Source organism: Pseudomonas sp. R3-52-08, assembly GCF_003851745.1.
Classification (GTDB): Bacteria; Pseudomonadota; Gammaproteobacteria; order Pseudomonadales; family Pseudomonadaceae; genus Aquipseudomonas.
Genome location: NZ_CP027730.1, coordinates 748,635 through 760,879, shown reverse-complemented (window position 1 = coordinate 760,879; position 12,245 = coordinate 748,635). Strand labels below are relative to the sequence as shown.

Genomic DNA, 12,245 nt, shown 5'->3' with positions numbered 1-12,245 from the left:
GCTGGTATTCGGTGGCGACGTCGGCCAAGCTTCACCTTCAATAGATGTGAACCACGGAGCATTCGCCATGCGCTGGTCGATTTTTGCCCTTGCCGGCCTGATGAGTTTTTCTGCCGTTGCGCCCGCCGCTGAAGACTATGCAGTGCTGATCATTTCCCGCGAGCGCCTGGAAGTGCCGACCAACTGTGAGATCGGCCTCTACATTCAGGACCAACTGGCCGGGCGCCTGTTCCAGGAACAAGCCACCTCCTTCAATTTGCCGCCGGGCGATGTGTCATTGCGCCTCAAGCTGCTGCCGGGCCAGACACCGGGCTGCTTGCCGGGCATGCTGGCACCGCCTGCGCAGAACATTACGCTCAAAGCCGGGGATGTACGCAAACTGCGTATCGCCCAAGGCCCGGACGGTATGTACCTCAAAGCCGCCACGCTGGAATATTGAAGCCGCCGATCGTCCCCATGCTCCGCGTGGGGACGCCTCATGGGACGCTCCGCGTCCCGCGTACAAGCCTTTGATTCGGCGCAAGGGTGACGCGGAGCGTCATGGGGATGCATTCCCACGCAGAGCGTGGGAACGATCGCGCTTGACCTTACCCACAGGTCAAGGTTGATCCTAGGAGCATCGTCTTCTGGAGGACTGCCCCATGAATGGACCCACCACGTTTGACCTGCCCATCAGCGGCATGACCTGCGCCAGTTGCGCCGGCCGTGTGGAGCGTGCGCTGGGCAAGGTGCCGGGGGTGCAGCGGGTCAGCGTCAACCTGGCCAACGAACGTGCCCACGTTGAAGGACTCCACCAACTGGATCCCGGCGTATTGATCGCCGCTGTCGAAAAAGCCGGCTACACCGCCACCCTGCCCCAGAGCGAAACCGCCACCCAGGCCAATCAAGCCCAACGCCTGCACCACGAGCGCTGGGCGCTGATGCTGGCGATCATGCTGGCGTTGCCCCTGATACTGCCGATGCTGGTGGAACCCTTCGGCTTTCACTGGATGCTCCCCGCCTGGGTTCAGTTCGCGCTGGCGACGCCGGTGCAATTGATCCTCGGTGCGCGTTTCTACAGTGCAGCGTGGAAAGCCGTGCGCGCCGGTGCGGGCAATATGGACCTGTTGGTGGCGATCGGCACCAGCGCCGGTTACGGCTTGAGCGTCTATCAATGGCTCACCCAACCCGCTCCGCACTTGTACTTCGAAGCCTCGGCCGTGGTGATCGCCCTGGTGCTGCTGGGCAAATACCTGGAGAGCCGCGCCAAGCGTCAAACCGCCAGCGCCATACGCGCCCTCGAAGCCTTGCGCCCCGAGCGGGCGGTCCGCGTGCTGGAGGGGCGCGAGGAAGAGGTCGCCATCAATACGCTTACGCTCGGTGACTTGGTGCTGGTCAAGCCAGGCGAACGTTTTCCGGTGGATGGCGAAGTGGTCGACGGCCAAAGCCATGCCGACGAAGCACTGATCAGCGGCGAAAGCCTGCCGGTGCCGAAACGGCCCGGCGATACGGTTACTGGCGGCGCGATCAACGGTGAAGGCCGCCTGTTGGTGCGTACCCGGGCCCTGGGAGCGGAAAGCGTGCTGGCACGGATCATCCGCCTGGTCGAAGACGCCCAGGCCGCCAAGGCACCGATCCAGAAACTGGTGGATAAAGTCAGCCAGGTATTCGTCCCGACCGTGCTGGTACTGGCATTGCTCACCCTGGCGGGCTGGTGGCTGTACGGCGCCCCGCTGGAGAGCGCAATCATCAATGCGGTCGCGGTACTGGTGATCGCCTGCCCATGTGCCCTGGGCCTGGCGACGCCGACGGCGATCATGGCCGGCACCGGCGTCGCCGCGCGCCATGGCATTCTGATCAAGGATGCCGAAGTCCTGGAGCATGCCCATGGGGTGAGCGCCGTAGTCTTCGATAAAACCGGCACCCTCACTTCGGGCACGCCGAAGATCACCCATTTGGCGGCGCTGGATGGTAACGAATCGCTACTGCTGCAACAGGCCGGCGCCTTGCAGCGTGGCAGCGAGCACCCGCTGGCCAAGGCCGTGCTGGACGCCTGCGACGAACGCGGGCTGAGCGTGGCCGATGTCAGCGCCAGCCAGTCCCTGACTGGGCGCGGCATCGCCGGTACCCTTGACGGCCGGCAACTGGCCCTGGGCAATCGGCGCCTGTTGGAAGAGGCCGGCCTTAGCGCGGGCCAGTTGAGTCAGCGCGCGACGGCATGGGAAGCCGAGGGGCGTACCTTGTCCTGGCTGATCGAGCAAGGCGCAAGCCCTCGCGTGCTGGGGCTATTCGCATTCGGCGACACGCTCAAGCCAGGCGCGCAGCAGGCCGTGCAGCAACTCAAGGCGCAGCACATCAGCAGCCACCTGCTTACCGGCGACAATCGCGGCAGCGCGCGGGCGGTTGCAGAGGCGCTGGGCATCGACGATGTACACGCCGAAGTGCTGCCCGCCGACAAAGCCGCCACCGTAACCGCACTGAAAAAAACCGGAGTGGTGGCCATGGTCGGCGACGGCATCAACGACGCACCGGCCCTGGCCGCCGCCGATATCGGCATCGCCATGGGCGGCGGCACCGACGTGGCCATGCACGCCGCCGGCATCACCCTGATGCGCGGCGACCCGCGCCTGGTGCCGGCCGCCCTGGAGATCAGCCGCAAGACCTACGCGAAAATCCGCCAGAACCTGTTCTGGGCCTTTGTGTATAACGTGATCGGCATTCCCCTGGCGGCCTTCGGCCTGCTCAACCCGGTGCTGGCAGGTGCGGCGATGGCGTTGTCCAGCGTCAGTGTGGTGAGCAATGCGTTGCTGTTGAAAACCTGGAAACCCAAGGACTTGGAGGATCAACGCCCATGAATATCGGCCAAGCCGCTCGCCAGAGCGGGCTGAGCGCGAAGATGATTCGCTACTACGAATCCATCGGTCTGCTCAAGGCAGCCCACCGCACCGACAGCGGTTATCGCATCTATGGCGCCGACGACCTGCACACCCTGGCGTTCATCAAACGCTCGCGCGACCTGGGGTTTTCACTGGAAGAGGTCGGCAAACTGCTGACCTTGTGGCAGGACCGACAACGGGCCAGCGCCGACGTGAAAGCCTTGGCGCGCCAGCATATCGATGAACTGAATCAAAAAATCCGCGAGTTGGCGCAACTGCGCGACACGCTGCAAGATCTGGTGGAGCACTGCCAGGGCGACCACCGACCGGATTGCCCGATCCTCAAGGAATTGGCCTCCGGCAGTTGCTGCACCTGATGCTCCAACTGACTCAACACACAACCAAATGTGGGAGGGGGCTTGCTCCCGATGGCGGTGCATCAGTCACTGTAAATATTGACTGAACTACCGCTATCGGGGGCAAGCCCCCTCCCACACTTCGATCTCCATCCGCCGGGAGATCACTGCGTCCAAGACGTCCGGAAGCCGCCGCACCGGATGCTCCAACTGACTCAACACACAACCAAATGTGGGAGGGGGCTTGCTCCCGATGGCGGTGCATCAGTCACTGTAAATGTTGACTGAACCACCGCTATCGGGAGCAAGCCCCCTCCCACACTTCGATCTCCATGTGCCGGGAGATCACTGCATCCAAGACGTCCGGAAGCCGCCGCACCTGATGTTCCAACTGACTCAACACACAACCAAATGTGGGAGGGGGCAAGCCCCCTCCCACACTTAGATCTCCATGTGCCGGGAAATCACTGCATCCAAGGCGGCGGCGGTTCTTCGGCGGTCTTGGTGGGTGGGGCATCATCTGCCGCGCGATTCGCTTGCTTGCGCTCTTCATCCAGCCGCGCCGCTTCGATCTCGCGGATCACACCGCCCACATCCGCCAGCTCTTCCGGCTCGTCGAACTCACCGGTCAAGATGCTGGCCGGGTGCAGGATACCGGCTTCGTACAGCGCCCACATTTCCTTGGCGTACTTGGTCTTCTTCAGCTCCGGAGCAAAGCGCCCGAAGTAGGAAGCCATGTTGCCCACATCCCGCTCCAGCATGCTGAACGCGTGGTTGTTGCCCGCCGCATCCACCGCCTGGGGCAGGTCGATGATCACCGGGCCCGTTGGCGTGAGCAGTACGTTGAACTCGGACAGGTCACCGTGCACCAGCCCGGTACACAGCATCAGCACGATCTGGGAAATCAGGAAGGCGTGGTATTCACGCGCCTGGTCCGGCTCCAACGTCACGTCATTCAGGCGTGGCGCCGCATCGCCATACTCGTCGGCGACCAGTTCCATCAACAGCACGCCTTCAAGAAAGTCGTACGGCTTGGGCACGCGAACGCCCGCACCGGCCAGGCGGAACAACGCCGCTACTTCGGCGTTCTGCCAGGCATCTTCGGTTTCTTTCTTGCCGAACTTGGAGCCCTTGGCCATGGCCCGGGCCTGGCGGCTGTTACGGACCTTGCGGCCTTCCTGGTATTCGGACGCCTGACGAAAGCTTCGTTTATTCGCCTCCTTGTAAACCTTGGCGCAACGCAATTCGTTGCCGCAGCGCACCACATAAACAGCTGCTTCTTTACCACTCATCAGTGGGCGCAGCACTTCGTCGACCAGACCGTCTTCGATCAGGGGTTCAATGCGTTTAGGAGTCTTCATCAGCTTTTATTGTGGGTCCTGTATTACCAAACACGCGTGTGGCACTCGTTATACGGCAATCGGCGCGCCGGTGGGAGAGGCTACCGACCTCTGGCCCACGAAGAATGCATTCAATATGCCAATTTTACCCGGCAATCAACGTTCGATAATCGCCGTCACACCCTGCCCCCCCGCCGCACAGATCGAAATCAGCCCACGCCCTTTCCCTGCTGCATCCAGCAACTTGGCCAGGTTGGCGACAATGCGCCCACCAGTCGCGGCAAACGGGTGCCCGGCGGCCAGTGAGCTGCCCTTGACGTTCAGACGGCTGCGGTCGATGGCGCCCAGCGGCGCATCCAGGCCCAGACGCGTGCGGCAATAGTCGGCATCTTCCCAGGCCTTGAGCGTGCACAACACCTGGGCGGCGAATGCTTCGTGGATCTCGTAGTAATCGAAGTCCTGCAGCGTCAGACCGTTCCTGGCCAACAAGCGCGGTACGGCGTACACCGGCGCCATCAGCAGGCCTTCGGCACCGTGGACGAAATCCACCGCCGCCGCTTCGCCATCGCGCAGGTACGCGAGGATCGGCAAGCCGCGCTCGTTGGCCCAGGCTTCGCTGCCCAACAGCACCAGCGAAGCGCCGTCAGTCAGCGGCGTCGAGTTGCCGGCGGTGAGCGTGCCCTTTTCACTGCGCTCGAAAGCAGGCTTGAGCGCGGCGAGTTTTTCCAGGGTCAGGTCAGGGCGCAGGTTGTTGTCGCGGGTCAGCCCCAGAAACGGCGTCAGCAAATCGTTGTGCCAGCCCTCGGCGTAGGCGGCGGCCATTTTCTCATGACTCTCCAGGGCAAGCTGGTCCTGCTCGGAGCGAGGAATCTGCCAGGTCTGCGCCATCAGCTCGCAGTGCTGGCCCATGGACAAGCCGGTGCGCGGCTCACCGTTGCGCGGCAGTTCTGGCTTGAGGTGCTGCGGACGAAGCTGTAACAAAACTTTTAGCTTATCCACCATGGACTTGCTGCGGTTGGCCTGCAGCAAAATCTTGCGCAGGCCTTCATTGACGCCAATCGGCGCATCGGAGGTGGTGTCCACCCCGCCGGCGATACCGCATTCGATCTGGCCCAGGGCAATCTTGTTGGCCACCAGCAATGCCGCCTCAAGCCCGGTGCCGCAGGCCTGCTGCACGTCGTAGGCCGGGGTTTGCGGCGACAGGCGCGAGCCGAGTACGCATTCGCGGGTGAGGTTGAAATCACGGGAATGCTTGAGCACCGCGCCAGCGGCCACCTCGCCGAGACGCAGGCCGTGCAGGTTGAAACGTTCGATCAGGCCTTCCAGGGCAGCAGTGAGCATCGCCTGGTTACTTGCCGTGGCGTAGGGGCCGTTGGAGCGGGCGAAAGGAATGCGATTACCGCCAATGATCGCCACACGGCGCAATTGAGTCATGGAAAGCTCCCTCTGTCTGTTATGGGCTTGATCAGTGAGCCTAGTCGAACGACTGCTACCCTGGGATGGTCCACCTTTTGAACCCCAGTCTTCGGAGAGCGTTCCATGTCTGACCGTTATATCGACTTCGCCAACTCCAGCCTCGGCCATCGCCTGGTCGCCGCCCTTGGCCTGCCGTCGCCGGTACGCCTGGAACGCTGGCAAGCCGGGCGCCTGCGCCCGGTGGAAGGTGCACTGCTGCTGGGCGGTGGCGCGCTGGCAACTAAAGTGTTGCCGTTTGCCAACAAACTCACCGATGCCGTCTACAGCTACGGTGCCGAAGCGCTGGACGCGCCGGCGTGGATTCCAGGCCACGGTCCCAAGCTCAAGGCTGTGGTCTTCGACGCCAGTGCCTTGCAGCACACCGATCAACTCAAGCAGCTACGTGAATTTTTTCAGCCCTTGCTGAAAAACCTCGCTCACAGCGCCCACCTGGTGATCCTTGGCCGCACGCCGGAAAGCCTCAGCGACCCGTTCGCCGCCAGCGCCCAGCGCGCCCTGGAAGGGTTCAGCCGCTCGCTGGCCAAGGAACTGCGCAGCGGCGGCGTGCTGCAGTTGCTGCAGGTGGACCAAGGTGTCGAAGACCAGCTGGAAGGCGCACTACGGTTTTTCCTGTCGCCCAAAAGCGCCTATATCTCAGGGCAGGTGATTCGCCTGCAGGCCTGCGCCACGCCGGTCGAAGACTGGACACGCCCGTTGGCCGGGCGCAAAGCCCTGGTGACCGGCGCTGCGCGTGGTATCGGCGCCTCCATCGCCGAGACCCTGGCCCGCGATGGCGCCGAGGTGATCCTGCTGGATGTGCCCCAAGCCAAGGCCGACCTCGACGCCCTGGCCGCCCGCTTGAATGCGCGTACTCTCACGCTGGATATCTGCGCCGAAGACGCCGCCGCCCAGTTGATCGAACACCTGCCCGATGGCCTCGATATTCTGGTGCACAACGCCGGCATCACCCGCGACAAGACCCTGGCCAACATGACCCCGGAATACTGGGACGCGGTGCTGGCGGTCAATCTCAATGCGCCGCAGGTGCTGACCAAGGCGCTGCTCGACAGCGGCACCCTGCGCGACAATGCCCGCGTGGTGCTGCTGGCTTCCATCAGCGGCATTGCCGGCAATCGCGGGCAGACCAACTATGCGGCAAGCAAGGCCGGGCTGATCGGTTTGGCCCAGGCATGGGCACCGCTGCTGCAAACGCGCGGGATCAGCATCAATGCCGTCGCCCCCGGTTTTATCGAAACCCAGATGACCGCGCATATTCCGTTTGCCCTGCGTGAGGCCGGACGACGCATGAGTTCCCTGGGCCAGGGCGGTGTGCCGCAGGACGTGGCCGAAGCCGTGGCCTGGCTGAGCCAGCCGGGTTCGGGTGCCGTCAGCGGCCAGGCGCTGCGGGTGTGTGGGCAAAGTCTTCTGGGAGCGTGAATATGCAATGGCAGACACTGGACAGCACGCCGTATCTACCGCCGCTGTACTGGCGTGCGGCGCTCAAGCGCAAGATCACCGGCAGCGCACTGCCCGAGCACGGCCTGCGCTGCCAGGTTCGCGTCGACCCCAGGGCTGTGGCGGCGTACCGCAAGGTCTGCGGTTTTGCCGACAGCCCGATGCTGCCGGCGACCTATCCGCATATCCTCGCGTTCGGCCTGCAGATGCAACTGCTGACCGACCAGGCGTTCCCGTTTCCGTTGCTGGGGTTGATCCACCTGAGCAACTGCATTCGCCTGCATCGGCCCCTGGGCAGTGTGAGTGAGCTGAGCGTTGGGGTGTACACCGGCAACCTCAAGCCCCATGCCAAAGGCGCGACCTTCGATGTGGTGACCGTGGTCGAGGATGCCCTTGGGCTGCTCTGGGAAGCTGAAAGCACAATGTTGTGCCGGGGCGTAAAGCTCGAGGGCGAGACCGAGGAACGCACGTTGGTAATTGACGCAGCCCTCACCGAACTCACGCGCTGGAAAGCCCCCGCCGATATCGGTCGCCGCTATGCTCGCGTATCCGGCGATTACAACCCGATTCATCTCAGCGCAATGACCGCCAAGCTCTTCGGCTTTCCCCAGGCGATTGCCCACGGGTTGTGGAACAAGGCCCGCACGTTGGCGGCCTTGGGCGAGCAACTGCCGGTGGCCAATGTCGAAATAGCCGTTGAATTCAAGAAACCCGTGCGCCTGCCCAGCGAAGTGATTCTGATGACCAGCGGCGCCGGTTTAACTGGCGAGTTGGTGTTGAACGGCGCCGGTAACATCCAGCATATGCTTGGAGAGTGGCGACCGATTGCCTGAGAGACACTGATTAATTGTATATATACACCTTAAGTTATAGCGGACCCGACCGGGTCCGCTACTTTATTTAACCCTTTGATTTAGAACTAACAGGCAGCCAGCGTTATTTGAATTTATAACGTTTGCATTAGTACTTAAGACGACTAAGACCTTATGTATATAAATCGTTAATACCAAGTTGAGATTGCGAGAAAACCGGCCCGGGTCTGTGATAACCACACGGACAAACGTATCGCTAGCCAAAGAAATAGCGAACGTTTGAAACAACCAAGGTTGTACCAGGTGCAAGGAACTCAATCATGAAAACTCAAGTAGTGTTTTGGAAAGCAAGTACCGCGCTGGCGTTGATTCTGGCCATGAGCCTCGGCGGCTGCAGCAGCGGTGGTGGCGGGCATAAATCGAACGTGGCGGCGTCTTCGCCGGATGCTGGTGCAGGTGCTGGTGGCGGTACGGGTGGTGGCACTGGCGGCGGCGACGGCACTGGCGGTGGAACCGGTGGCGGTACCGGTGGCGGTACCGGCGGTGACACTGGCGGCGGTACTGGCGATGGCACCGGTGGCGGTACTGGCGGTGGCACTGGAGGCGGTACCGGTGGAGGTACTGGCGGGGGCACTGGTGGCGGAACCGGCGGTGGCACTGGCGGGGGCACTGGTGGCGGCACTGGCGGTGGAACCGGCGGCGGCACTGGTGGCGGAACCGGCGGCGGTACCGGTGGCGGCACCGGTTCGACAACCACCCCACTCGTCACTGGCCAGATCGCCGGTACCCTCGGTACCACCGTGGGCAATGTAGGCGCAGCGGTGGGTGACCTCGGTTCGACCTTGAACGGTGTTCCCATCGTCGGCACAACCGCTGGCGGCCTGGTCACCTCGGCCGGCACCGCCGTGACCAGCATCGGCACTGGCGTGACGGCGGGCCTGGGCTCCCTGGGCACCAACAGCAACTCCCTGGGCATCACGGTCGCGGGTGTCGGCACTGGCGTCGCCGATTTGGGCGACGGCTTGTCGGTCACTGGCAAATCGCTGTCGACCACCCTCGGCGGGGTTCCCGTCGTCGGCGGCTTGACCGGCGGCGTGGGCGGTGCAGTCGGTGGTGTAGTGGATAAAGTGGGCACTACGGTGACCATGCTCGGCGATACCCTCAGCACGGCCAGCACCACCGGCCCATTGGGTTCCCTGACCGGCACCCTGGGCGGCAAAGTGCTGGTGCCGGTGGTGTCGCTGGTGGAAAACACCACCGGCAACCTCGGCAACGCAACCGGCCTGGGCACGCCCGTCAACGGCCTGGTGGATAAACTGGGCGCCACCGTCACCGGCCTCGGCACCCAAGTCGCCAGCACCGGCGGCGCAGGCAACCCTGTGACCACGATTGTCGGCAGCGTGCTGACAGGCGTAGGCGGCACACTCGACAAGTCCGGCGGCTATGTCGCGCCAACCGGCGGCGCCGCAGCACCCGGCATACCGGAACTGGTCGGCGGCCTGGTGAACAACGTCGGGACCGGCCTGAACGTCGGCAACACCAACGGCACGGTCAGTGCAGCCGGGGTGACCGGCGGCGCCTTGGGCAACACCATTGCCTCCGTGGGTACCGTGCTCGGTGGCACAGGCGTTGCCAACACGGGCGCTACTGCACCGGTCGCAACGGTTGCAGCCAACGTAGGCGCTGCGCTGAACCCAGTAACATCGGGCGTCACCGCACTGACGCAAAACATCGGCACCACCACCGGCGTCGATACTCCGGTCAACGGCCTGGTAACCCAAGTCGGCGGCGCCGTCAGCAGCCTGGGCACTAACCTCACCACCGCCAACGCCAACCCGGTCACCACGACCCTGGGCACCACGGTAACCGCCGTCGGCAATACCGTAAGCTCGGTCGGTGGCCTGGTCACCGGCGGCACCGGCGGCACCGGCGGTACCAGCGGTGGCCTGCTCGGCGGTCTGAATATTGGCGCCACAGCCCCCGCCACAGGCACTGCACCCACCACTGGCGGCACGGCAACAACGGGAGGCCTGGGCGGCTTGCTGAACGGCCTGAGCGGCAAATAGAAATGCACCTGGCCGATTAGACGGCCTCCCCTACAGCGCCTACGCTTGGTTGAGACGAGAGACCCTGACTAAGTCTCTCGTCTTTTTTAGGGGCCGCTGCTGGATGTAGACACTCAGCGCCCTCCCGAACCGCGCCCCAGAGCGCGGCGGGCCCCAAACGCTGCTGCAATTGACCATGGAGTGTCCTATGCGCGTGTTGACCCCGTTGTTATTGCTTACCCTCAGCGCTTATGCCCAAGCCGAGGCCCTTCCCAGCTTCCTCAACAGCAACGACACCATCCGCACCCTGCCGGTACCCAACCTGCCCGCCGACGCCTATCGACCGGCCACACCGCAAACCCAGGTGCCAGAAACGCCACCCACTGCGGGCCAGCCGTTGTTGATGGACACCAAGGTCACCATTCGCAAGCTGCAGATCGAAGGCGGCACGGTGTACCCGCTCACCGAGACGGCCCAGGTCTACGCGCCGTTGATTGGCCATGAGACCAACCTCGCGCAACTGATCGAGGCCACCCGTGGCATCACTCGTCGCTACCAGCAGGACGGCTACCTGTTGTCCTACGCGTTCCTGCCGCAGCAGACCTTCGAAAACGGCTTGGTCCGCGTGGTGCTGGTAGAAGGCTACATCAAGGACTATCAACAAACCGGTGACATCGGCTCGGTGTCGGCCTACGTCGACAAACTCGCGCAAAAACTCCTCGCCGAACGCCCACTCACGCGCAAGACCTTCGAACGCTACACCACGCTGATGAGCCGCATCCCCGGCCTCACCGTGCAGGCGCAAGTGCCGCCGCCGGGCACCACCGATGGCGCCACGCACATGCAGATCCAGGCCAGCCGCAAACCCTTCACCACCAGCATGAGCCTGGCGCAGAAAAGCCGTGGCGGCACCCAGGCGTTACTCAGCACAACCAGTAACGCTCAAACTCCAATGGGCGAACAGCTCAGCCTCAGCGGGTTGTTTCCGCCCGGCGAGGACAAAGAGCACTACTACCGCGTGGACTACAACCAGTTCATCAATACCGAGGGCACCCAACTGGCCCTCGCCGCCGAGCGTTATCGCGCCGACCCCAGCAGCAGCGTGCAATTGGACGGCGGCTTCGAACTCAAGCCACACCAGTCGATCGATCGCTACTCCATCGGCCTGAGCCACCCCTTCATTGCCTCACCCACCGAGTCGCTCACCCTGGGCACGCGCCTGTACGCGGTAGACCAGACCACCCGCTATAAACTGGTGGGCTACCCGCTGCGCTTCGATATCGAATCGAACCTGCGCGCCCTGGCCTTCGAGGGTGACTGGCGCAAGGCCGACGCCAGGCAGTTACGCATCCTCAGCGGCGGCTTGTATCAAGGTATCGACGGTCTGGGCGCCAAGGCCCGCAGCGACCTGGACGTGGCCAAACCCGATCTCGATTTCTTTCGCCTGCGCCTGTCCGGCGTGCAAAGCAACAAGTTCTTCGACAACTGGCAAGGCGTGCTCTCAAGTGCGCTCTACTGGAGCAACAACACCCTGCCCGACAGCGAGCGCGCCACGTTTGGCGGGCAGAACTTCGGCCGTGGCTACCCCGATGACCAAGGCTCGGGCGACAAGGGCTGGGGCGTGGCGTATGAGGTCAACTACAGCTTCAACCGGGCCGGCGATTGGGTGAAGGTGTTGCAACCCTACGTGGTACTGGACCGCGCCAAGGCCTGGTTCAACGAACTGCCGGTCAAGGCCAGCGACATGTCCTCGGCGGCGGTGGGTCTGCGCTTTGGCGATAACAAGTACTACAACATCGCCCTGGAAGCCGCCAAGCCGATGTCGGACATCGCTCTGGACAGTTTCAACCGGCGGCCGCGGTATACGTTGAGTTTCAGTTATCAGCTGTAACGAGAGCGTCAAGTTACAAGCCTCGAGCTGCAAGAG

The 12,245-nt window shown here is 63.3% G+C and carries 9 protein-coding genes; 7 read left to right on the top strand and 2 right to left on the bottom strand.

The features are described from left to right. Positions 1-67: 67 nt before the first annotated feature. The 3 genes from C4J91_RS03255 (at position 68) to cueR (ending at position 3,232) form a co-directional block, all read left to right on the top strand. Positions 68-439 carry a hypothetical protein gene (locus tag C4J91_RS03255; RefSeq protein WP_124361134.1) on the top strand — a complete coding sequence of 124 codons (372 nt, stop codon included), beginning with the start codon at positions 68-70 and terminating at the stop codon, positions 437-439. A gap of 202 nt (positions 440-641) precedes the next feature. Next, positions 642-2,834: a cation-translocating P-type ATPase gene (locus tag C4J91_RS03245; RefSeq protein ID WP_124361132.1), complete on the top strand. Its 2,193-nt coding sequence runs from the start codon at positions 642-644 to the stop codon at positions 2,832-2,834. Beyond that, positions 2,831-3,232 (top strand): Cu(I)-responsive transcriptional regulator, encoded by a 402-nt coding sequence (gene cueR, locus C4J91_RS03240; RefSeq protein WP_124361131.1) that lies wholly within the window; start codon positions 2,831-2,833, stop codon positions 3,230-3,232. The genes C4J91_RS03245 and cueR overlap by 4 nt, the downstream gene beginning before the upstream one ends. Before the next feature lie 443 nt (positions 3,233-3,675). Here cueR and C4J91_RS03235 read toward each other — a convergent pair whose 3' ends face one another. Together C4J91_RS03235 and C4J91_RS03230 are read right to left on the bottom strand one after the other, a co-directional pair. Next, positions 3,676-4,572, bottom strand: a complete 897-nt coding sequence (locus C4J91_RS03235) for a PA4780 family RIO1-like protein kinase (RefSeq protein WP_124361130.1) — start codon at positions 4,570-4,572, stop codon at positions 3,676-3,678. Positions 4,573-4,707: 135 nt separating this feature from the next. Then, the gene (locus tag C4J91_RS03230) at positions 4,708-5,985 is read right to left on the bottom strand and encodes an acetyl-CoA C-acetyltransferase (RefSeq protein WP_124361129.1); all 1,278 of its coding nucleotides are present in this window, start codon (positions 5,983-5,985) and stop codon (positions 4,708-4,710) included. A 105-nt stretch (positions 5,986-6,090) separates the two neighbouring features. Between C4J91_RS03230 and C4J91_RS03225 the strand changes: the two genes are divergently transcribed. The 4 genes from C4J91_RS03225 (at position 6,091) to C4J91_RS03210 (ending at position 12,209) form a co-directional block, all read left to right on the top strand. Beyond that, positions 6,091-7,443: a 3-oxoacyl-ACP reductase gene (locus tag C4J91_RS03225; RefSeq protein WP_124361128.1), complete on the top strand. Its 1,353-nt coding sequence runs from the start codon at positions 6,091-6,093 to the stop codon at positions 7,441-7,443. Positions 7,444-7,445: 2 nt separating this feature from the next. Continuing rightward, positions 7,446-8,294, top strand: coding sequence for a MaoC family dehydratase (locus tag C4J91_RS03220; RefSeq protein ID WP_124361127.1), 849 nt, complete (start codon positions 7,446-7,448; stop codon positions 8,292-8,294). Between the two features lie 299 nt (positions 8,295-8,593). After that, the gene (locus tag C4J91_RS03215) at positions 8,594-10,339 is read left to right on the top strand and encodes a collagen-like triple helix repeat-containing protein (protein WP_124361126.1); all 1,746 of its coding nucleotides are present in this window, start codon (positions 8,594-8,596) and stop codon (positions 10,337-10,339) included. 187 nt (positions 10,340-10,526) lie between these two features. Further along, positions 10,527-12,209 (top strand): ShlB/FhaC/HecB family hemolysin secretion/activation protein, encoded by a 1,683-nt coding sequence (locus tag C4J91_RS03210; protein ID WP_124361125.1) that lies wholly within the window; start codon positions 10,527-10,529, stop codon positions 12,207-12,209. The last annotated feature ends 36 nt before the right edge of the window (positions 12,210-12,245 follow it).